Annotated in this window: 21 protein-coding genes and 1 pseudogene; 6 read left to right on the forward strand and 16 right to left on the reverse strand. The window is 64.5% G+C overall.

Annotated elements, in window-relative coordinates; translation table 11 throughout:
- Window positions 1-152 precede the first annotated feature (152 nt).
- The 3 genes from hemP (at window position 153) to AC54AF_RS20335 (ending at window position 2,030) form a co-directional block, all read left to right on the forward strand.
- Complete coding sequence (gene hemP / locus AC54AF_RS20325; RefSeq protein ID WP_034750559.1) at window positions 153-350, forward strand: hemin uptake protein HemP; 198 nt, start codon at window positions 153-155, stop codon at window positions 348-350.
- Window positions 351-435: 85 nt separating this feature from the next.
- Window positions 436-762, forward strand: coding sequence for a hypothetical protein (locus AC54AF_RS20330; protein WP_496637972.1), 327 nt, complete (start codon window positions 436-438; stop codon window positions 760-762).
- 38 nt (window positions 763-800) lie between these two features.
- Window positions 801-2,030, forward strand: a complete 1,230-nt coding sequence (locus tag AC54AF_RS20335; protein ID WP_496637973.1) for a DUF2325 domain-containing protein — start codon at window positions 801-803, stop codon at window positions 2,028-2,030.
- 15 nt (window positions 2,031-2,045) lie between these two features.
- Here the strand turns inward: AC54AF_RS20335 and AC54AF_RS20340 are convergent, their stop codons facing one another.
- The 5 genes from AC54AF_RS20340 to AC54AF_RS20360 are packed head-to-tail and all read right to left on the reverse strand — an operon-like array spanning window position 2,046 to window position 6,527.
- Entirely contained in the window at window positions 2,046-3,410 is a 1,365-nt protein-coding gene (locus AC54AF_RS20340) for a sulfite reductase subunit alpha (RefSeq protein ID WP_496637974.1), read from the reverse strand.
- Between the two features lie 12 nt (window positions 3,411-3,422).
- A complete protein-coding gene (locus AC54AF_RS20345) occupies window positions 3,423-4,463 on the reverse strand; it encodes an FAD:protein FMN transferase (protein ID WP_496637975.1) in 1,041 nt (346 codons plus the stop codon).
- Window positions 4,464-4,489: 26 nt separating this feature from the next.
- Window positions 4,490-5,314 (reverse strand): DUF4198 domain-containing protein, encoded by an 825-nt coding sequence (locus AC54AF_RS20350; RefSeq protein WP_496637976.1) that lies wholly within the window; start codon window positions 5,312-5,314, stop codon window positions 4,490-4,492.
- 10 nt (window positions 5,315-5,324) lie between these two features.
- The gene (locus tag AC54AF_RS20355; protein ID WP_131687442.1) at window positions 5,325-5,840 is read right to left on the reverse strand and encodes a DUF2271 domain-containing protein; all 516 of its coding nucleotides are present in this window, start codon (window positions 5,838-5,840) and stop codon (window positions 5,325-5,327) included.
- Between the two features lie 33 nt (window positions 5,841-5,873).
- Window positions 5,874-6,527, reverse strand: coding sequence for a PepSY-associated TM helix domain-containing protein (locus AC54AF_RS20360; RefSeq protein WP_496637977.1), 654 nt, complete (start codon window positions 6,525-6,527; stop codon window positions 5,874-5,876).
- A 263-nt stretch (window positions 6,528-6,790) separates the two neighbouring features.
- Between AC54AF_RS20360 and AC54AF_RS20365 the strand changes: the two genes are divergently transcribed.
- A complete protein-coding gene (locus AC54AF_RS20365; RefSeq protein ID WP_131687444.1) occupies window positions 6,791-7,288 on the forward strand; it encodes a pyridoxamine 5'-phosphate oxidase family protein in 498 nt (165 codons plus the stop codon).
- A 122-nt stretch (window positions 7,289-7,410) separates the two neighbouring features.
- On the opposite strand, the gene AC54AF_RS20370 is transcribed toward AC54AF_RS20365, so the two are convergent.
- The 9 genes and pseudogenes from AC54AF_RS20370 to AC54AF_RS20410 form a co-directional block, all read right to left on the reverse strand.
- Complete coding sequence (locus AC54AF_RS20370) at window positions 7,411-7,674, reverse strand: hypothetical protein (RefSeq protein ID WP_496637978.1); 264 nt, start codon at window positions 7,672-7,674, stop codon at window positions 7,411-7,413.
- Window positions 7,675-7,876: 202 nt separating this feature from the next.
- Complete coding sequence (locus AC54AF_RS20375; RefSeq protein ID WP_131687446.1) at window positions 7,877-8,245, reverse strand: KGG domain-containing protein; 369 nt, start codon at window positions 8,243-8,245, stop codon at window positions 7,877-7,879.
- A 338-nt stretch (window positions 8,246-8,583) separates the two neighbouring features.
- A pseudogene (locus AC54AF_RS20380) lies at window positions 8,584-8,688 on the reverse strand (DNA ligase-associated DEXH box helicase); the annotation flags it as partial.
- A gap of 375 nt (window positions 8,689-9,063) precedes the next feature.
- Window positions 9,064-9,462: an MAPEG family protein gene (locus AC54AF_RS20385; RefSeq protein WP_496637979.1), complete on the reverse strand. Its 399-nt coding sequence runs from the start codon at window positions 9,460-9,462 to the stop codon at window positions 9,064-9,066.
- A 49-nt stretch (window positions 9,463-9,511) separates the two neighbouring features.
- Complete coding sequence (locus AC54AF_RS20390) at window positions 9,512-12,910, reverse strand: hybrid sensor histidine kinase/response regulator (protein WP_496637980.1); 3,399 nt, start codon at window positions 12,908-12,910, stop codon at window positions 9,512-9,514.
- Window positions 12,907-14,031: a hybrid sensor histidine kinase/response regulator gene (locus tag AC54AF_RS20395; RefSeq protein ID WP_496637981.1), complete on the reverse strand. Its 1,125-nt coding sequence runs from the start codon at window positions 14,029-14,031 to the stop codon at window positions 12,907-12,909. The genes AC54AF_RS20390 and AC54AF_RS20395 overlap by 4 nt, the downstream gene beginning before the upstream one ends.
- Window positions 14,032-14,137: 106 nt before the next feature.
- A complete protein-coding gene (locus tag AC54AF_RS20400) occupies window positions 14,138-14,746 on the reverse strand; it encodes a chemotaxis protein CheB (protein ID WP_496637994.1) in 609 nt (202 codons plus the stop codon).
- 1 nt (window position 14,747) lies between these two features.
- Complete coding sequence (locus AC54AF_RS20405; RefSeq protein ID WP_496637982.1) at window positions 14,748-15,572, reverse strand: CheR family methyltransferase; 825 nt, start codon at window positions 15,570-15,572, stop codon at window positions 14,748-14,750.
- A 139-nt stretch (window positions 15,573-15,711) separates the two neighbouring features.
- Window positions 15,712-16,698 (reverse strand): aldo/keto reductase, encoded by a 987-nt coding sequence (locus AC54AF_RS20410; protein WP_496637983.1) that lies wholly within the window; start codon window positions 16,696-16,698, stop codon window positions 15,712-15,714.
- 85 nt (window positions 16,699-16,783) lie between these two features.
- Here AC54AF_RS20410 and AC54AF_RS20415 point away from each other — a divergent pair, with 85 nt between their 5' ends.
- Entirely contained in the window at window positions 16,784-17,674 is an 891-nt protein-coding gene (locus tag AC54AF_RS20415; RefSeq protein WP_496637984.1) for a LysR family transcriptional regulator, read from the forward strand.
- A gap of 23 nt (window positions 17,675-17,697) precedes the next feature.
- Here the strand turns inward: AC54AF_RS20415 and AC54AF_RS20420 are convergent, their stop codons facing one another.
- Window positions 17,698-18,285, reverse strand: a complete 588-nt coding sequence (locus AC54AF_RS20420; protein WP_496637985.1) for an O-methyltransferase — start codon at window positions 18,283-18,285, stop codon at window positions 17,698-17,700.
- A 38-nt stretch (window positions 18,286-18,323) separates the two neighbouring features.
- On the reverse strand, window positions 18,324-19,214 hold the full coding sequence (locus tag AC54AF_RS20425) for a DMT family transporter (protein WP_496637986.1): 891 nt from the start codon (window positions 19,212-19,214) through the stop codon (window positions 18,324-18,326).
- A gap of 101 nt (window positions 19,215-19,315) precedes the next feature.
- Between AC54AF_RS20425 and AC54AF_RS20430 the strand changes: the two genes are divergently transcribed.
- Window positions 19,316-20,095 (forward strand): AraC family transcriptional regulator, encoded by a 780-nt coding sequence (locus tag AC54AF_RS20430; protein ID WP_496637987.1) that lies wholly within the window; start codon window positions 19,316-19,318, stop codon window positions 20,093-20,095.
- Window positions 20,096-20,118 lie beyond the last annotated feature (23 nt).

Genomic DNA, 20,118 nt, shown 5'->3' on the forward strand with positions numbered 1-20,118 from the left:
GCCCGCGGCCACCTTTGCGCAGCCGCATCCTCAACGCTGCCATGCCAGCATAAAAAAGCGCGGATTGGGCACAAATAAGCCTTGCTTTTCGGGCCACATTCAACAATAATGCAAATACGAATCATTCTCAACTGAGATAAAGAAAGCCCAACATGCAAAGCTCAAAACCAGCCTTGATCCAGGATGCCGCTACCGCCCACGTCCGTCCTCCCGTCAGCATGGCCCAGCCGGCGCGCCGCATCACCAGCGAAGCGCTGCTGCAGCAGGGCCGCGAAGTGGAGATTGAGCATAGCGGCAAGATCTATCGCCTGCGCGTCACCCAATTGAACAAGCTGATCCTGACTGCCTGAAGCAGCACGGCAGCCAGTCACCACACTCGCCAGCCAGTCGCGCTCCGTGCGCGCAGCCAGCCAAACCACCGCACAGGAGTGTTTGATGGCGAACGACCGACCTTCCCCGATGTTTCCTGCCCCGCAGGGCCAACAGCCTGAATTGCTGCTGTCGGCCGTGCTGCACCTGATGTCGCATTACCATGCGGGCAGTCCCTGCGAGAAACTGGCCGGTGTCATCGAACGCCATCTGCAAGTGCTATCGCAGTCACCCGGCCTGGGCCCCGTGCTGCAAGCGACCTGCCAGCAACTGTCGCAGCAATGGGCCGCCCTGGTGCTGCTGCACAAGCCCGCGCCGCCAAAGACCACCTTGTTTGAGCGCCTGGCACGCATGCTGAGCGCCAGGCGTCCTGCCTCGCCCCTGCCGCAATAATTTCTTTTCAATACCCCACCGCCCAACAGGATATCGCCATGTGTGACAAAGACCAGTCCCTGCCCGTCATCAGCAATTGTTCCAGCGACGGGGCCGAAACGGCCGCGCTCGCTTCGCGCCGCCGGCGGCTGTGGGAACTGTCGCACACCTGCCATTGCCCGCTGGTCGGCGTGGGCTTGCCATTGGGCTACCTGCGCAAGCTGGTGGGCAAGATGACGGGCGGGCGCGTGCTGGCCGACGACTACGAAGTGCACGTGGGCGCCGTGACGGAATGCGGCGCGCGCAACCGCCTGTCCGAAGCGCTGCAAAAGGAACTCGAACGCCGCTACGCCCCCGTGATCCTGCGCTTTCGCGGCGCCAAGACCACCGGGCAGGTAGCGCAACTGTGGCGCACGGCCGTCGCCAACGGCGACGTGTCGGGCGCCTTCTGGGCCGGCCTGACGCACCCGCGCTGCGACGCCGAACTGGAAGAGCAAATGTGCCGCGACTTGCACATGATCCAGCACCAGGCCGGCGCCTGCGTGCGCGCCGACATGGGTAAATTTACGGCCTTGCAGGAAGACAATGCGCGCCTGGCGCACGAACTGGCCAAGCTGCAACAACGGAGCCAGGCAGTACTGATGGAAAAAACGGGCGAGCTGGAACGCCAGGAAGCCGTGCTGCTGCGCACGCGGGCCGAGGCCATCGGCAAGGATAGCGTGATCGACGGCTTGCGCGCGGAACTGGCGCAATTGCAGGCCGCCATCCCGGCACTGGAATCGCGCACGCGCCTGGTCGAGCGCCTGGCGCAAATGGATGAGCGCGAAAAGGAATTGCGCCAGCAAATCGCGGAATTGAAACAGGCCCAGCCACGCCCAAGCGCCGTCGCGCCGCCACCGGCGCCGCAGCTGGAAGTACCGACCGGTGGCAAGCTGAAAATGCCGATCCGCCTGGTCGATCAAAGCGTCCTGTGCGTGGGCGGACGCAGCGGCAATGTCGCCACCTACCGGGCCCTGATCGAACGCGTCGGCGCGCAATTCGCCCACCACGACGGCGGCCTGGAAGACAATGCCAACCTGCTCGATTCGAGCCTGGCGGCGGCCGACCTGGTGATTTGCCAGACGGGTTGCATCAGCCACAGCGCCTACTGGCGCGTCAAAGATTACTGCAAGCGCACGGGCAAGCGCTGCGTCTTCATCGACAACCCGAGCATTTCCAGCCTGGCGCGCGGCTTGCAGGAAGTGAGCGGCGAGATGGACGCAGTGCCGCTGGCCGCAATCCAGGCGTAAGCAGCCCCTTCTGTACTAATACACGTCGCGCCGGTAGCGTCCTTCGGCCGCCAGCGCGTCGAGCGCGGGCCGTCCCAGCATCTCTTGCAGGGCCTGGTCGACGCCGCCCGCCATGCCGGCCAGGCTGCCGCAGATGTAGATGGCCGCGCCCTGCTGCAGCCACAGTTTGACTTCGTCGGCGTTGCCGCGCAGGCGGTCCTGCACGTACAGCCGCTCGGCCTGGTCGCGCGAAAACGCCAGGTCCAGGCGCGGCAAGTCGCCGCTGGCGTGCCAGCCTTCAATTTCGTCGCGATAATGGAAATCGTGGTCAAGGTTGCGCTCGCCAAAGATCAGCCAGTTGCGCCGCTGCCCCGCCAGCACGCGGCTCTTCAGGTGGCCGCGCAAGCCGGCGATGCCGCTGCCGTTGCCGATCAAGATCAAAGGCCGTTGGGCATTGTCTTCCAGGCGGAAACGCCGGTGCTGGCGCAAGCGCAGCTGCACCACGTCGCCGACAGACGCCTGCGCCGTGAGCCAGCCCGAGGCCAGTCCCAGGCTGCCATCGGGATGCGCATGCTGGCGCACCAGCAAGTGCACGCCGCCATCGCGCGGAATCGAGGCGATTGAATATTCGCGCGGCTGCGCAGGGTCAAGCGGCGCGGCCACCTGCACCAGGTCGCCCGACTGCCAGTCAGGCAAGCTGCCGTCCACGGGCGCCAGCTCCACGTGATAGATGGCGCCGCCCGCGCTGCCGGGGTTGAGCAAATGCCGGCCCGTCAGGCGCCAGTCGCCAAACGCGGGCGCGCTCCAGTCGGGCGCGTCGCTGGTGCCGGCCAGGTGGCTCAGGTGCTGGAACCATTGCTCGATGGCGGCGCCGGCGCTGCGGTCGACTTCGATGCGCCCGAACAGGCGCGAGGCGCCCTGCGCCGCCAGCCAGGCGTCCAGCGCGCGGCCGAAGCCACAATAATGGCCATAGCTGCGGTCGCCCAGGGCCAGCACGGCGTAGTGCAATTGCGGCAGCGCCAGCTCGCCCGTCATGAGGCGCCCCATGAAGGCGGCCGCATTGTCGGGCGCGTCGCCTTCGCCATACGTGCTGACCAGGAACAAGGCCCGTTCCGCTTGCTGCAGATCCTTGGCCGTGAGGTCGGCCAGCGCGCACAGGCGCACGGGGATGCCTGCCAGTTGCAGGCTCTGCGCCGTTTGCGCGGCCAGTTCCTCGGCATTGCCCGTCTGGCTCGCATACGCCACCAGCCAAGGCCGGCTGTCGGCCAGCGCCGCCTTGGCGGCGTCGGCCGCGCGGCGCCTGGTGCGGGCGCGCAGCCAGGGCGCCAGGCACACGCCCGCGTAACTGAGGGACAGGGCGGCCAGCAAGGCCAGCCGTGTCGTATCGTGCGTAAAAATCATGGAATTAATCGTTCATTCGTCGAGCATGGCCAGCATGTGGCTGCTCAGCGTTTCATGGTAGCCATCGCCATCGCGCTGCAGGAAGCGCGCGGCCAGGCCCTGCTCTTCGGCCAGCGCCATGCCGGCTTCTGGCCCCAGCACAGTCAGGGCCGTCGACCAGGCGTCGGCCGCCATGCATTGCGCGTGCACGACGGTGACGGAAGCGAGTTGATTGGCGATCGGCATGCCGCTGCGCGGATCGATCGTATGGGAAAAACGCACCGTGCCGTCCTGGAAGAAACGCCGGTAGTCGCCCGAAGTCGCCACGGACAGGCCGTGCAGCGCCAGCAGCATTTCCGCCGGATGCTGCGCATTATCGGCACTATCGGCGGCGCCCTCGACCTGTTCCAGCACCACCCACCACGGCTGTCCGTCGGGCTTGCTGCCGGCGCCGCGCAGTTCGCCCCCCACTTCCACCAGGTAATGATGGATGCCCTGGCTGTCCAGGTAGCGTGCCAGGCGGTCCACGCCATACCCCTTGGCGATGGCGGACAGATCGAGTTGCAAGCCACCGGGCTGGCGCGCGCGTCGGGCCGGCAAGTCCAGTTCCAGGCGGCGGCGCTGGCGCTGCGCCAGCAGCAGCGCCACGCTATCGTCTTTGGGAGGAAGGAAGCCGGGCTCATCGTAGCGGTGGCGTGGGCCGAAGCCCCACAGGTTGACGAGGGCGCCCGCGCACGGGTCGTACGCGCCGCCGGACGCCTGCGACACGTGCATGGCAAAGTCCAGCACTTCGCAAAACGCGGCGGGCAAGCTGTGCCAGCTGCCAGGCTCGGCCCGGTTGAAGCGGCCCAGGTCGGACTCTTCGCTCCAGTGGCTCATTTGCGCCACCACCAGGTCCAGCTGCTGCTGCAAGCCCTGCTGCAAGTCGGCGCTGCCCGCGCGTCCCGGCATGGCGGACTCCAGCAGCCGCACCGACCAGCTGGTGCCCATCGTCATGCCGCGCAAGTCCCGGATCGCGGCGCCGGGCGGCGCGACCTGATCGGAAATATGCTGCGGCAGCAGGACCCGGCGCATCGGCGAACTCGTGAAGAGGCCGCCGCTTACTGCGGCAGCACTTCCACGGTGGCCGCGTACGTCATGCGGCGCTCGGGCATGGCTGGCGGCTGGCCGGCCACGGCAGGTGCGGCCGCTGGCCAGGTGCTGCTCAGGTAATACATGCCGGCCGCTGGTACCGTAAACGTGATTTCGCCCTTGGCATCCGTGCTCTGGCGGATTTCACCAAGCACGCCACGGTAGCGCACGCCACCTGGCACCAGGCTGAAGGCCTGGTTCGCCGCCGGCTTGCCATCGACGAGGAAACGCCACGTGGCTTTCTCGCCGGCGCGCAAGTCGTTCGGGTGCGTCACCGGCACGAATTCCAGGCCCACGCCTGTCGGCTTGAACACTTCCGTGCTGGTTTCCCCATTGCTGAAGAAGGTTTCCAGGCGCGCAGCCGTGCGCGTGATTTTCAGCTCTTGCACATTGGCCGGGACTTCCTTCTTGAACGTCTCTTCGTTGCCGCGGAAACGCTTCTGCTCGCCGTTGAGCTTGTAGCTGCCCATGACGTTTTGCGACACGATGGCCGCTTTATAGGTGCCCGGTTTTTCCATTTTCACGTCGAAGACGCTGCGCAAACGGCCCGTGACGGTGTTCGCCGGCGCCACTTTCGCGCCATCGGGACCGATGACTTGCAGCGCGTCCAGGCGCAGCGGCTGGTGGTCGATCTCGAACAGGCCGTCGGAGACGGCGGCGTCCACCGTCACCCAGGCGTCCTTGCTCTCCACCATCGTGCTCGACGGCACCATCCAGCCGCGGTGGGCGTGGGCGTTCATGGCCAGGCCGGCCAGGGCCAGGGCGATCAGCGGTTTATTGAGTTGCTTGAACATGATGTGCGCCTTATGGTTTGAGTTGAACGACGACATTACCGAGTTCTTCCTTGCCTTTGGCAGGCACGGACTGGGCCGATTTCAACGGCCACTGGAACGGCACGCGCACCAGTTCGCGTCCGCCCGCTTCGCGCGCCGCTTCCACCACCACCTGGTATTCGCCGGCCGGCAGCTTGTCGAGCAAGGCCTTGGCACCGGGGAAAGTCAGCGTATGTTCGCCGGGCGCACGCGTGGCGCCGCTGACGCCGTCAACGGGCATGGCCAGGTCGCGGCCGCTCTTGCGCCACCATTGGCGCATGTCCTTCAGCCACTTCTCGCCTGCCTTGTCCTTCTTTTTCACGTCATACAGCACCGTCAGGTTGCCGACCACCTTCTGATCGGCCGTTTCCAGCCACGCCGCCAGGTAGGGACGGTGGTATTCCGCCACGTTCAGTTGCGGGATTTCAATCTTGAGGGCCAGGTCGGCTGCCATCGCCGACGTACCGATCAGGGGAAGGCCAAGCGCCAGGGAGTAGCGTAATTTCATGGTGTGCCTGTCAAAAGAAAAAGAGAAAAACGATCAGTGAATAAACAGCAAGGCGATCGCGCAAGGTATCAAGATACCGAGACCAACCATCGGCCAGGTAAATGGCCGGTTGGCCGCGTGGAACTTCAAAATCAATAGCCCCGTCAGGCAAAACACGATGCAGGCGCCGGCAAAAATGTCGATGAACCAGCTCCAGGCCACGCCCGTGTTACGGCCCTTGTGGACATCGTTGAGCCAGGATACCCAGCCCCGGTCCGTCAATTCATATTCGGCGGCTCCGTCTTCCAGACCGATGCGCACCCAGGCGTCACCGCCCGCCCTGGGCAGCGGCAGATACACTTCGTCGATCGACCATTCGGCGGGACGGCCGCCCGCATTGAGCGACCACTGCTGCTTGAGCCAGGCTTCGGCGAATGCCGGCATGGGCGCATTCGCGCCATCGTGCTTGGCGGCATACGCGGCCAGTTGCGTGACGAGGGGTGCTGGCAATTCCGCCTTCTGGCGCGTGATCGACGGCTTGGCTTCGATCTGGCCGGCGTGGTTCAGGGTGATGCCGGTAATAGCGAACAGAAACATGCCCAGCAGGCAAAGCGCCGAGCTGATCCAGTGCCATTGATGCAAGTTCTTCAGCCAGACGGCGCGGCTGGCATTGTTCTTGGCCTTGTCTGCGGCGCCCGCATTACCCATAGCCCGCTCCCGGCAAGGAGCGGGCCAGGTGGCGCGACAAGTCAGTGTGCTTCATTCCCATCCTTCAATCAAAGTTCATGCTGATATTTTCAAACAAATGATAATGATTATCATTTATTAAGTCAATACATGGGGCACTCCGCCAGGCCAGCGTTTTGTAACAGCTTTGAAACAAAGCTGGCCTGCTACGTAAGCTGCCGTACAGAGCCGTTTGCCGCACCCGCCTATGCTGTTGTTCAGGACAACCAACAAGGGAGCACCCCATGCAAGCTTATTCCAGCGAACAACTGGCCAGCATCGCTGCCAGGATCAAGGACGTCAAATTCGGCATGCTGACCACCAGCGACGACATGCGCACCCTCACCAGCCGGCCACTGACGCAGCAGCAGGTCGACAGCGAAGGACATATCTGGTTCTTTGTCTCGGACGAGGCCGCCTACACGCGCGATTTGCTGAACAATCCGCAAGTTAATGTCAGTTTTGTCGACACGGGCGACAGCCTGTATGTCTCCGTCTGCGGCCACGCGCAGCTGCTGAAGGACCGTGCCAAGGCGGAGGAGTTGTGGAACCCGCTGGTAAAAGCCTGGTTCCCGGGCGGACTCGACGATCCGAAGCTGTCGCTGATCAAGGTGACGATCCAGTCGGCCGAATATTGGGATAGCAGCGCCAGCAAGATGATGCAATTCTATGAAATGGCCAAGGCCGCGATCCTCGGCGAGACACCGAAGGGTCTGGGCGAACACGGCCGGGTCGACCTGTAGCCGCGTCGATGCACTTCACCTACCAGCGAGCAGGCGGCATCGTTCGCGCTGGCCAGCCGGCATGCGCGTAGGCGCCTGGCGGCTGGCCCTGTGGGAAATATCAGACAATGAGGAAGAGAAGCTCAGACGCCGGTACTGCCCGTGGTGTCTGGCGCATCGTCGGCACTCTGCCGGCTCTGCCCGGCGGAACCGGACTGATGATGCGGCAAGCGGTCGGCCCGCCGCACTTCACCGATGGAAAACAGATCGTCGCCGATATCGAGGCCTTGCTCGCTATCGACCAGCACAAAGTTTTCGGCCGACTCGGCCGTGCTTTGCTTGCTGCCCGCCGTGGCTGGCGTGCCGCCCTGGCGATTGCCCGGTTGCGGCGTATTCGAGTTGCCCATTATCTTCTCCCTGATCATCAATGCGAGTTGACTGCGAGGTGACTGCCAGGTAATTGCACATTGCCGACGCAGCTCATTCATCATAGTCCATGCCTGCTGCATTGCATCAAAATTTTGCGGCAGCCGGACAGATGCGACCATGGCCAGCGGCGTACCTACCTGCCGCTGGCCATGATCACTTGCCACTGCTCACTACTAGGTGCTACGGCTTGTTGCGCGAACCGGAGCTCGATCCCGAACCGCCGCTTTGCTTGCTGTCACTGTCGCGGTTGCCCTCCTGGTTCATGCTGGCATTGTCGCGCGAGCCGCTGGACCTGGCGGCGCTTTGCCGGCTGGCATCGTTCTTGTGGCTTTGGCTGCCTGCGCGGCGTGCCTCTTCCGACGTGAACTCATGCGCCGTGCCCTTTTCATGCGCGGCACGTCCGCCTTCGCTGGCGATTTCGCGCTGCTGGGCGGGATCCATGGAAGCGAAGCCCCGCTTGCTGGTATCGCTTTGCTTGCTGCCACCGCCGCTTCCGCTGGCGCTACTGGTTTTACTACCTTGCTGTTTATTGTCGCTCGATGTGGCCATGATGATCTCCTTGATCGATGGAATCGGAAAACAGTGCAAACCATGCAATTCTTCCCCCTCGCATGGCAAGGGAACCATCATCTTAGTGCGCACATGGAGCACAAGAAATAGGAGGATGGCAAGAGCGCATGTAGGATGAGTCCCGCCAACGGTAGCGCAGTTACTTTCAGTTTTACACCAAAAGTACCAAACACTCAGCAGTTAGCTGGTAGCGGGAAAACCGCCGCGCCGGCCGTCACGTACACGCGCTCGCCAACGGCTGGCCGCACCGCATGGCCACCCGGAAAGGCGCCAGACGAGGGCAAGACAGCACGCTGCTGACCCAGCAGGAAACATGGCGCACGCGTCATGATGGTGCGCTCGACGGGGCGCCACGGCTCGATGCAGAACTGACCCGGCACACAAGACCAGCCTTCCTTGCGCACCACCACCATGTCTGCCATGCCTTGCTCCCTAAGTGAAAAAAGCGCGTTGGAATGGGTTGAACCTCGCGCTCCTGCGTTCGATCACCGTTCGACAGCGCACCATGGATACAAGCCGGTGCGACAAACTCGGCCATGAAGGTGCGCGTGGCGTTTTCCGGAAACGCAATCGTGACCTGCTCGCCCGCTACCGACAGCACGGTGCCGATCTGGTGGCGGGGCACGCGCACGCAGCAGCCCACGACGAGCAGGGGCGACGACGGCCCGGCGGGGCTTGCGGCAGAGCCGATGCTTGCGGCACATCGTCCAGGGCAATCGGCGCGGCTGGCTTGCCGTCACTTTACGGCCGGGCCCGGCGCACCGCCATAGGACGGCTGCGACAGCCCGCGCAGGACTTCAGGAAGCCAGCAGGATGGCCCAGAAGACCATCAGCAAGCCGGCAATCGACACGCACCACACGAGCGTGCGCACGACGGGCACGCCAAACGCGTACAGGGGCACATACAGCACGCGCGCGGCCAGGTACAGGGCGGCGCCATACAGGGTCAGCGCGCTTTCCTGCGCCGTCACATGGGCGATCAGCACGGCGGCGGCGAACAGGGGCAGGGTTTCGAACAGGTTCGCCTGGGCCCGCCGCAAGCGGCCCGTGATCTTGCCCACGGGCGGCCCGTCGCCGTCGCGCGCGCTCACGTTATAGGCCGTGCCCGTTTCGCGCGTACGAAACAGCGCGGGCAGGAGGATTTGCACCAGTGCCAGCACCAGGGTACAAGCCAGCATCGTCAGTTCAGGGGTCATGCCTTACCTCTGCAGGGTGGGACAGGCAAGCCGTTCCAGGGCGTGCCCGTCAGGGTTGGTCGAGTGCCGCTTGCAACTCCAGCAAATCATAGGGCTTGCGCAAGACGCTGGCGGAAAAACCCAGCTCATCCATCGATTCCTTGCCATAGCCCGTGGAAAAGATGATGCGCATATCCGGCTTATCGCGCAACACCATGCGTGCCAGCGCGATGCCGGACATGCCGGGCAGGCTGACATCCGTAAACAGGATATCGAAGTCTTGCTCATTGAGCAATTCCCACGCCGCCTCGCCATCGGACACGCCGCTGACCGTGTGACCCAGCATGCCCACCAGCTCGCACACCATCAGCTGCGAATCGAGATTGTCTTCCACCACGAGTATTTTCATGGATGTCGGCATGTCCCCCTGCGGTACCAAAGCATGGCCCGTCAGATCCAGCCCCGGCGTGCCACCTCCCAGCACGCTGGCCGCCGTGCTGCCGGTGGCCTGCATGCCGGCCACCGGCGCCCCGGACCGTTCAAACTGGCGCGCGCGCATTTGCTGCTGGCGATTGGCCAGCACATGGCGCAGCTTGCGCGCCAACTCTTCGCGCCGGTACGGTTTGCTGAGCAATTCCACCCCAGCGTCGAGCCTGCCCTCGTGCACGATGACATCCTGCGCGTAGCCCGAAGTAAACAGCACGGCGATATCGGGCTGCAATTCGCGCGCCTGAAGCGCCATCTCCGTGCTGCTGACGGGACCGGGCATGATCACGTCCGTAAACAGCAAATCGATCTGCGCGCCGCTATGCAGCACGGCCAGCGCGCTTTCGCCATCCTCGGCCTTGAGCACCTTGTAACCGAGCGCGCCGAGCATGTCGACCACGGTGGTGCGCACGCCCACGTCGTCTTCCACCACCAGCACCGTCTCCGTGCCGCCCGTGACGACGCCGCTCAATTCCAGTTCTTCGTCCGCTTCGGCCATCAGGGAACGGGGCAAATAGATTTTGACTCCCGTACCCACACCAGGTTCACTGTAAATGCGGATATGGCCGCGGCTTTGCGTGACAAAGCCATACGCCATCGACAAGCCCAGGCCCGTGCCCGCACCTTCCGGCTTGGTGGTAAAGAACGGTTCGAATGCGCGTTGCAGCACGGGGCCACTCATGCCGCGCCCCGTATCGGTCACCGACAGCATCACGTACTGGCCGGCCGGCACGTCGACCAGGTTGTGCACATACTGTTCATCGAGCACGACATTACCCAGCTCGATGGTCAGCTTGCCCACGCCATCCATGGCGTCGCGCGCATTGATGGCCAGGTTGAGGATGACGTTCTCGATCTGGCTGCGGTCGATCAGGGTATTCCACAGGCCGCCGCCGCCGACCAGCACGATGTCGATCGCTTCGCCCAAGGCGCGCCGCAGCAGCGCATCCATGTTGCGCACCACGCGCGCCAGGTCGGCCACCACCGGTTGCAAGGGCTGGCGCCGCGCAAACGCCAACAGGTGCGACGACAGCTTGGCGCCCCGCTCGACGGCGGCAATCGCCGTGTCCAGGCGCTGGCGCATCAAGCCATCCGTGCCCGCCAGGTGATGCAACAGATACAAATTACCGGAAATAATTTGCAGCACATTGTTGAAATCGTGCGCGATGCCCCCCGTCAGCTGGCCCACGGCTTCCATCTTTTGCGCCTGGCGCAAGGCGTCCTCGGCTTTGGTGCGCTCAACCACTTCCTGTTCGACACGGTGCTCGAGCGTTTCGTTCAATTCATGCAGCGCTTTTTCCACGCGGCGCCGGTCTGTGATGTCCGTCTTGACGGCGATCAGGGAACGCGTATGACCCTGCTCGTCGACCAGGCGGCTGACATTGCTCGACACCCACACTTGCGAGCCATCGGGCTTCAGGTAGCGCTTCTCCAGCGAGAACGACTCGCCCGTTTCCACCAGGCGCTGGAACAGCACGTTGTTGCTGGGCACGTCCGCCGGATGCATGATGTCGTTCATGTTAAGGCTCAGCAGCTCTTCGGCGGAACGGCCCAGCATGCGGCACAGGGCGCCGTTAACGCGCTGGAAACTGCCGTCGAGGCCCAGTTCGGACAAGCCCACCGAGGCCTGGCCGAAAATGGCGGCCATGCGCTCCTGGCTGGCGTTGAGTTCATCTTCGATCTGGCGCCGGTCCGTCACGTCGAACGACACGCCCACGTAGCGGCGCTGGCCCGGCACGCGGCCGGCCACCACCTCGCCCTGGCGCGCGATCCAGCGCAGCGCGCCATCGGCGGGACGGCGGATCCGGTATTCCACATATTCGAGGGGATTGGGCGCCAGCTCAAGCTTGCTGGGTCCGACTTTTTGCTGGTCGCGCGCATCGACCAGGCTCACCAGCAGGCGCTCCGTCACTTCTTCTTCGTCGGCAATACCCCACAGGCGGCGGAAGGTCGGCGACACCAGCATCGCGCCCGTGTCGGGGAACCATTCGAAGGTGCCGATGCCGCCCGCCTGCTGGGCCAGGCGCAAGCGCTCCTCGCCTTCCATGCGCTCGGTGACGTCGATGCCTTCGACGAGGATACCCGTGACCACGCCCCCGTCATCCTTGATGGGCTGGTAGACGAAGTCGATCTGGCGCTGCCCCGTCTGCCCGTCCGCCGCCTGCAAATCGACTTTCACCCGGCGGCCCTCGAAAGGTTCGCCCGTGCGGTAGACCTGGTCGAGCAACTCGATGAAACCTTGCGACTTGACTTCTGGCAAGGCCATTTCGACCGTCTTGCCGAGTAAGTCGCGGTGCCCCACCAGGCGCAGATAATGTTCATTCGCCAGCTCGAACACGTGCTGCGGCCCGCGCAGCAGAGCCATGAAGCTCGGCGCCTGCTGGAACAGGGCGCGCAGCAGCGCGCGCTCCTCCCCCAGGCGGCGGTTGGCCGCGCGCACGGCCTCGCTCTCCGCCTGCAAGGTGGTATTGAGTTCCCCCAGCTCCACCGTGGCCAGCTTCAGCTGGCGCCCCTCTTCCATGCGCGCCGTTAATTCCAGCGCCGTGCACAGCACGCCGTCCACCTGGCCGCCAGCACCATGCACGGGCGTGTAAAACAAGTCAAAACAGGCGTCCGCGCGCTGTCCGTCACGCAGCAGCGGCAGACTGCACTCGCGGTGAACCTGCGTCTCGCCGCGCAGGCCCGCTTCGAGGATGCGCGCATTCCAGTCCCAGATTTCGGGCCAGACGGCAGGCACCGTGCCGCCCAGCGCCGCCGGATGGCGCGCCCCGGCGATGTGGATGTAGTCGTCGTTGTAAATCATCACGTGCTGCGGCCCCCACATCAGCACCATCGCCATCGGCGAATGGAGCACGATATCGACGCTGGTGCGCAAATTGGCGGGCCAGCCAGCGATGGCGCCCAGGCTGGTGGCAGACCAGTCGCGCTGGCGCACCAGCTCGCCCATGCTGCCGCCGCCACGCGGCCAGGCTGGCGCGCTCATGTGGACAATCCCGCTTGCACGCGCACCTGGCAATGGCGCGGGATGCGCACTGTTGCCAGCGTACCCTGCGCGGCCGTCGAACTGATCTCGACCATGCCGCCATGGGCCTTGACGAACATGCTCACCGTGTACAGGCCCAGTCCCAGGCCCTGCCCCGTCCTGCGCTTTTCGCCCGCATGCCGGAACGGCTCGAACAGGGTCGGCAGCAAGGCGGCGGGGATGACGCCACGATTGGCGATGCGCAATTCAATGCTATCAGCGTCGCGTCCGTCCAGGGCCAGTTGCACCGGCGTGCCTGCCTCGCCATGCGTGATGGCATTGTTCAACAGATTCGAGATGACTTGCGACAGCAAGCCCGCATCGCATTGCCCGTGCAGCTCGCCAACGCTGCTGAGCTCGACAAGCGGGGCCTGGCCGGCCGTCTCGAACTCCTCGACGATGGCGCGCGCCAGCGCCAGGTAGTCGTGCGTGCTGCTGCGCAACTCCATCGTGCCCGAGCGGATGCGCGCCAGGTCCAGCAACTGGTCAACCATGCGCCCCATGCGCTTGGCACTGCTTTCGATGCGCTGCGCCGTAACGATCACCTTCGGGTGGTCGCTCATCATTGGTAACAGCATGGCGCCGTTCATCACCACCGACAAGGGCGTGCGCAAGTCGTGGCCCAGCACGGCCGTGAACAGTTCGTTGAGGTGCAGCGCATGCTTGAGCTCGTCGAGCTGGGCTGACAATTCGCGTTTCTGCTGGTACAGCTGAACCAACACGGCTACTTTGCTTTGCAAGGCTTTCACATCGATCGGCTTGTACAGGAAATCGACGGCGCCCGCCTCGTAGCCACGGAAGCTGTAGCTCGGTTCGCGCGATGCGGCCGTGAGGAAAATCAAGGGAATGTCGCGCGTGCGCTCGCTGCCGCGTATCAGCTCGGCCAGCTCGAAACCATCCATCTGCGGCATTTGCACGTCGATCAGGGCCAGCGCCACTTCATGCGTCAACAGCAATTCCAGCGCCTCTGCACCCGAGCTTGCCTTCAGGATGAGAATACCGGGCCGGGCCAGCACGGCTTCGGCGGCCACCAGGTTTTGCGCGATGTCGTCAACGACGAGGATATGGATAGGTGCGGTCACGGAATCATCTTCAGGCATCGCAACGGCAAGATGCCATCGTGTTTCGATATGGACATAAACATTGTTTCAATTCTCACATATATTACACGCACTGCTCCACTCTCACTCACTTGTGTTCGCCATCGCCGAGCAATGCGAGGCTGGCAGCCATCTGCGGCAAATCGAGCACGCGGTCGGCGCCGGCCCGCTTGAGCGCGGCGGCCGGCATGATGCCACAACTGGCCCGCTGCGGGTCTTGCACCCAGGCACTGCCGCCCAGCTGCCGCACGCGCGCCAGGCCCGCCGCGCCATCGGCCGAGGCACCCGTCAGGACAATGGCCAGCATGGCGCGCCGGTAGGCGTACGCGGCCGTTTCCAGCAAGACATCGATGGACGGGCGCGAAAAATACACGGGCGCTTCCTGCGACAGGGAAAAACAGCCGTCGGGTTCGATTTGCAAGTGGTAATCGGGTGGGGCGAAATACACGGTGCCGCCCTGCAAGGGCTCCTTGTCCTGCGCCTCGCGCATCGGTAGCTGGCAGCGTTCCGCATACAGATGCGGCAACTGGCTTGAGCGGCCCGGCGCCAGGTGCAGCACCACCACCACGCTTGCGCGGCAGGTGGCGGGCAGGGCGCGCAGCACGATGCCCAGCGCTTCCACGCCGCCGGCCGAGGCGCCGATGGCGATCAGGCGCAGGCCGGCGGGCGGTGGCGCGACGTCGCAGGTCGGCAACATGTCAGGCACGCTGGAAGATGCGTTCAGCCGGGCTCAGCTCGTTGAAGCTGGCCGCATGGCGGCTGAAGTGCAGGCTTTCCTTCATGCCCAGGCCCAGGAAGCCCCGGTTCACCAGCGCTTCGTGGAACAGGCCCAGGCTGCGGTCCTGCAAGTCTTTATTGAAGTAAATCATGACGTTACGGCAGGAAACCATGTGCACCTCCGAAAACACGCTGTCCGTCGCCAGGCTGTGGTCGGCAAAGACAAACTGGCGCCGCAAGCGCCGCTCAAAGATGGCGCCCTTGTAGGCGGCCGTGTAATAGTCGGACAGCGAGCGCTTGCCGCCCGCCAGCTGGTAATTTGCGCTGAACTGGGCGATGCGCTCGATCGGATAGATGCCCGCTTCGGCGGCGGCCAGCGCTTCGACATTGATGTCGGTCGCGTAAATCATGCTGCGTTCGAGCAAGCCCTCTTCTTCCAGCAAGATGGCCAGCGACCACACCTCTTCGCCGCTGCTGCAGCCCGCCACCCAGATCTTGATGGAAGGATAGGTATGCAGGATGGGCACGACTTTTTCGCGCAAGGCGCGGAAATACGCGGGATCGCGGAACATCTCGCTCACTTGCACCGTGAAGAACTGCAGCATCTGCGCGAACATGGCTGGCTCGTGCAAGATGCGGTCCTGCAATTGCGACAGGCTGGCGCAGCCGAAGCGCTCCATGGCCTGGCGCATGCGCCGGCGCAGCGACGCGACGGAATAATCGCGGAAATCGTGTTGATACCGCAGCAATATTCCCTCAAGCAATAACTTCAGTTCTATATCGAAAATATCGTCATCTAACAACATCCACCTCATCGGATACCAGACCGTTGAACGCGGTGCAATACGCACCGCGCAGTCACTGCCAGATGCTAGCAGATCGTCGCCGATTATCCCGCAGGGAAAGTATCAGTTAGGTACGCTGGCGTACACTGCGCCATCTTTTTCAGGCATCCACGCCCTTCATGCCTTCCGCCGTGTAGCGCGCGCCCGCCGCCATGCCCAAGGGAAAGGCGGCATGCATCGCCGCCAGTTCGGCCCCATCCAGCCGCACGGCCAGCGCGCCGAGGTTGTCGTGCAAATACGCGATGCGCTTGGTGCCGGGAATGGGAATGATGTCGTCGCCTTGCGCCAGCAGCCAGGCCAGCGCCAGCTGGGCCGGCGTGCAGCCTTTTGCGCGCGCGCGCTCCTTGACTTGCGCGACGATGGCCTGGTTGCGCGCCAGGTTCCCGGCGGCGAAACGGGGATTGAACTGGCGAAAGTCGCCCGCGTCGAGGCTGGCCGCATCGGCAATGGCGCCCGTCAGGAAACCGCGCCCCAGCGGGCTGTAGGCAAAGAAACTGGCGCCCACGTCGCGGCAGGCGGCCAGCACGCCCTGTTCCGGTTCGCGCGTCCACAGCGAATACTCGCTCTGCACGGCCGCCACGGGGCAGAGCGCCGCCGCGCGCCGCAAGGTGGCGGCGCTCACTTCGCACAGGCCCACGGCGCGAATTTTTCCTTCTTGCAGCAGTCGCGCCAGCGCCCCCATCGATTCTTCCAGTGGCGTATCGAGGTTCAGCCGGTGCAGGTAAAACAGGTCGATCGCCTCCACGCCCAGGCGCGCCAGCGACGCCTCGCACGCCTGGCGGATATAGGCGGGGGAGTTGTCGACGCGGCGCGCATAGCTGCCCGCCTCGCGCGCCAGGCCGCACTTGGTGGCGACTAGGGCCTGGCCGCGATGGCTGGCCAAGAAGCGTCCCAGCAATTGTTCGTTGTGGCCGAAGCCGTAGGCGTCGGCCGTGTCGAACAGGGTCACGCCCGCCGCCAGTGCCGCTTCCAGCGTGGCCAGCGATTGCGCCTCGTCCGTGGCACCATAAAATTCCGACATGCCCATGCAGCCCAGGCCCAGTGCCGAGCTGTTCAAGCCGCTATGGCCGATGCGTCGTTGTTGCATGTTGCTCTCCCTCAAGTGTCAATGCAGCCAGTCTAGGCCGCGCCGGCTGGCGGGGGAATGTGCGATTTCGTGATACCTTTCTGGTATGAGAACCCTCGATACGCATGCCCTGAGCCTGTTTTGCGCCGTCGCCCGCTGCCTGAACTTCCGCCAGGCGGCGGAACAATTGCATATGACCCAGCCGCCCCTGTCGCGCGCCATCCGGCTGCTGGAAGAGCGGCTGGGCGCGCGCCTGTTCGAGCGCGACACGCAGGGCGTGGCTTTGACGCAGGCGGGCCGCACCCTGCTGCCGCAGGCGCTGCACATCCTCGATTTACTGGATATTGCGCAAGCGTCGCTGCAGCGTGATGCCGCGCCGGCGCGCCTGCGCCTGGGCTTGACCAGTTCCGTGGCGGCCGGCCTGTTCCGCCCGCTGCTGGCGGCGTTGGAAGGCCAACTGGGCAATGTCCGCCTGGAACTGACGGCGGCGCCCTCGCCGCGCCTGGTGGCTAGCGTGCGCAAGGGCCAGCTCGATGCGGCCCTGCTCGCGTTACCCAGCGCCACGTTCGAACTGGCCGTGCAGCCGCTGGCGCGCCAGCCGATGATGCTGGCCCTGCCCGCCGGCCACCGGCTGGCGAAGAAGCGCAAGCTCAGCCTGACCGATATCGCCCAGGAATCCGTCTACTGGTTCGAACGGACGCGCCAGCCCGCCTTCTTCGACCATTGCCAGCAGGTGTTTCGCCGGCATGGCTTCGCGCCGATTTTCCTGCGCGAAGCGCCCGACCACCATGTGCTGCTCGGCGATGTGGCGGCCGGCAAGGGCATGGCGCTGCTGGCCGATTCATTTCGGGCGCTGCGCCTCGCTGGCGTGGTCTACCGGCAACTGGCGGAAGGAGAGGAATTGGCAGCCGGTATCGGCCTGGCCTGGCAAGCCGATACCAGCCATGCAGCCTTGCCCCTGCTGCGCCAGCTGGCGGCGCAACATCTGAAAAGCTGAAGACCGCGCACACCGAGAACTACCTAATTGCCCGCCTTGACGGCGATGAATTCGCCCTTGCCGACAGTCGCCAGGCAGGCCGTGTAGCGGCTGTCGGCGCGGACGGCCTCGATAAAGCCAGCCATGTCCGCATAGTGCGAACTGGCGTTGTCGACCACCAGCACGCCGCCGGCCGCCAGCGCCCGGTCCAGCTGCGGCCACCACGCCTCGTATTGCTGGCGCGCGGAATCGAGAAAGATGAAATCGTAGGCGCCGTCCGCCGCATCGCGCAGCACGTCGCCCGCGTCCGCCAGCAACTGCCCGATCACGCCCTGCAGTTGCGCGCGCGCAAAGTTGGCATGCGCCATGTCGAACTTGTCCTGCGCCTTTTCCACCGTCACCACGCTGCCGCCCAGCGCCTGCGCCGCGCGCGCCAGCCACAGGGTGGAGTAACCGTTCGAGGTGCCGATTTCCAGCACCCGCCGCGCGCCGCGCGCGTGCACCAGCACGGCCAGCAACTCGCCCGTGTCGCGCGTGATGTTGAGCATGCGGCTGGCGCGCTCTGCGTGCGCCGCATCGTTGCTGCTGCCAAATGCTTCGAGTTCGCTCAACAGGGTATCGATGTCAGGCATGATGGCTCCTTATGTAAAGCATCAGCATAGCAAAAAAACTAGGCGATAGCACGGCGCAGGGGGCGCTTCAGGGTTTGCACCATCACCACGCCCAGCAGGGTAACGCCGCCGCCGATCACGTCGTAGCTGTGCAAGGTTTCACCCAGGAACAGCATGGCGATGATCACCGTAAACACGGGCAGCAGATTCATCAACGTCGTGGCGCGGCTCGGCCCCAGCTTGGCCAGGCCATGCATCCACAGGAACGGCGCGATGATGGAGGCGGGAATGCCGGCAAACAGCACCAGCGGCAAGCCGGCGCTCGTGACGGGCGGCGCGGACTGGCTCAGGTAATACACGAACAGCACGGGCACGGCGCACCACACCTGGATCAGCAGCGAATGCCAGTTATTCAGGGGAATCTTCCAGCGCTTGAGCAGCACGCCATAGCCCGCATATGACAGGCAGGCCAACAGCATCAGGGCGTCACCCACGGCCGCGCCATGGGCGATCAGCGCGGCCGGGTCGCCATGGCTGAGCAAGTAGCCGAGTCCCAGCAGCGACACGAGGCCGCCAAACACGCCGCCCACGGTAGGCGCTTCGCCTAGCAGCAAGACGGACAGGCCCACGGCCAGCAACGGCATCAGGGAGGCGAGGATGCCCATGTTGGTGGCCGTCGTCGTCTGCGCGGCAATGTAGGCGAGGCATTGGTACATGACCATGCCCAACATGCCCAGCACAAACAGTTTCCCAAGATACGGCTTCACCACGGCCCGCTGCTTCCACACGCCGCGCCCGAACACGAGCGCCAGCAGCACGCCGGCCAGCAGCCAGCGGTAGAACGAGATGGCGGCCGGATCGATCACGCCCACGGCCAGCTTGCTGACGATGGTATTGATGGCCCAGATCAGCACGGCGATCACGGGTAACAGATAGTGCTTAACTTGCATGCGGCGTACTCCATTATTCGATACCGCCATTTTCGCATGGTCTGATTCCATGGATATAATGCATACCGGACAATCGATGCGAAGAACCGGACAAAGACACCATGGCCAGCAACCAGCACTTCCCCGCCGTTTCCGACGCCCTGCCCTACCCCGTGTACTTCCGCCTCGACGACTATCACGCGCACCGGCAATTCGATTACCAAAGCCATCCGTGGGGACAGCTCACGTATTGCGCCACGGGCGTGATGGAAATCATGGTGGCGGGCCAGCGCTACCTGTCGCCGCCCCAGTATGCCGTGTGGATACCGCCCGAGACCTTGCACGACGGCTATATCCGCCAGGATGTCGTGTTTCACTCGGCGTATATCGACGCCAGCCTGTGCGCGCAGCTGCCGGCGCAGCCGTGCGCGCTGGTATTGAGTCCCTTGCTCAAAGCCATACTCGGCGACTTTGCCGAACGGGGCGTCACCACGCCCGCCACCGTGGCCGACCAGCGCCTGGCGCAAGTGCTGGTCGACCAGTTGCAGCTGGCGCCGTGCAGCCGCAACTACCTGCCGGGCAGCGACGAGCCCGTCATCGCGGCACTGCTGGCGGCCCTGCAGGCGGAGCTGGGCAGTAACCGCTCACTGGCCGAGTGGGCCGCGCAATTGCACGTCACCGAACGCACGCTGGCGCGCCGCTGCCAGCGCGAACTGGGCATGCCGTTCGGCGAATGGCGCCAGCGCCAGCGTTTCCTGGCCGCGCTGCCCCTGCTGGAACGGGGCGACACCGTGCAGGCGATCGCGCTGGAACTGGGCTATAGCACGGCCTCGGCCTTCATCGCCATGTTTCGCCGCCAGAGCGGCGGCACGCCCGACCAGTTCCGCCGCGGCCTGCGCTGAAAAAGCGGATCAGGGCTGTCGGC

This window comes from Janthinobacterium sp. JF4 (genome assembly GCF_059617925.1).

Excerpts from the sequence above, each read along its gene's own strand:
- AC54AF_RS20345 (WP_496637975.1), bottom strand. The coding sequence starts at position 4,463 with ATGCGCCGGGTCCTGCTGCCGCAGCATATTTCCGATCAGGTCGCGCCG.
- hemP (WP_034750559.1), top strand. The coding sequence starts at position 153 with ATGCAAAGCTCAAAACCAGCCTTGATCCAGGATGCCGCTACCGCCCAC.
- AC54AF_RS20410 (WP_496637983.1), bottom strand. The coding sequence starts at position 16,698 with ATGCAACAACGACGCATCGGCCATAGCGGCTTGAACAGCTCGGCACTG.
- AC54AF_RS20360 (WP_496637977.1), bottom strand. The coding sequence starts at position 6,527 with ATGGGTAATGCGGGCGCCGCAGACAAGGCCAAGAACAATGCCAGCCGC.
- AC54AF_RS20370 (WP_496637978.1), bottom strand. The coding sequence starts at position 7,674 with ATGGGCAACTCGAATACGCCGCAACCGGGCAATCGCCAGGGCGGCACG.
- AC54AF_RS20420 (WP_496637985.1), bottom strand. The coding sequence starts at position 18,285 with ATGCCTGACATCGATACCCTGTTGAGCGAACTCGAAGCATTTGGCAGC.
- AC54AF_RS20375 (WP_131687446.1), bottom strand. The coding sequence starts at position 8,245 with ATGGCCACATCGAGCGACAATAAACAGCAAGGTAGTAAAACCAGTAGC.
- AC54AF_RS20330 (WP_496637972.1), top strand. The coding sequence starts at position 436 with ATGGCGAACGACCGACCTTCCCCGATGTTTCCTGCCCCGCAGGGCCAA.
- AC54AF_RS20335 (WP_496637973.1), top strand. The coding sequence starts at position 801 with ATGTGTGACAAAGACCAGTCCCTGCCCGTCATCAGCAATTGTTCCAGC.
- AC54AF_RS20415 (WP_496637984.1), top strand. The coding sequence starts at position 16,784 with ATGAGAACCCTCGATACGCATGCCCTGAGCCTGTTTTGCGCCGTCGCC.
- AC54AF_RS20355 (WP_131687442.1), bottom strand. The coding sequence starts at position 5,840 with ATGAAATTACGCTACTCCCTGGCGCTTGGCCTTCCCCTGATCGGTACG.
- AC54AF_RS20400 (WP_496637994.1), bottom strand. The coding sequence starts at position 14,746 with ATGTTGCCGACCTGCGACGTCGCGCCACCGCCCGCCGGCCTGCGCCTG.
- AC54AF_RS20425 (WP_496637986.1), bottom strand. The coding sequence starts at position 19,214 with ATGCAAGTTAAGCACTATCTGTTACCCGTGATCGCCGTGCTGATCTGG.
- AC54AF_RS20390 (WP_496637980.1), bottom strand. The coding sequence starts at position 12,910 with ATGAGCGCGCCAGCCTGGCCGCGTGGCGGCGGCAGCATGGGCGAGCTG.
- AC54AF_RS20365 (WP_131687444.1), top strand. The coding sequence starts at position 6,791 with ATGCAAGCTTATTCCAGCGAACAACTGGCCAGCATCGCTGCCAGGATC.
- AC54AF_RS20350 (WP_496637976.1), bottom strand. The coding sequence starts at position 5,314 with ATGTTCAAGCAACTCAATAAACCGCTGATCGCCCTGGCCCTGGCCGGC.
- AC54AF_RS20385 (WP_496637979.1), bottom strand. The coding sequence starts at position 9,462 with ATGACCCCTGAACTGACGATGCTGGCTTGTACCCTGGTGCTGGCACTG.
- AC54AF_RS20430 (WP_496637987.1), top strand. The coding sequence starts at position 19,316 with ATGGCCAGCAACCAGCACTTCCCCGCCGTTTCCGACGCCCTGCCCTAC.
- AC54AF_RS20340 (WP_496637974.1), bottom strand. The coding sequence starts at position 3,410 with ATGATTTTTACGCACGATACGACACGGCTGGCCTTGCTGGCCGCCCTG.
- AC54AF_RS20405 (WP_496637982.1), bottom strand. The coding sequence starts at position 15,572 with ATGTTGTTAGATGACGATATTTTCGATATAGAACTGAAGTTATTGCTT.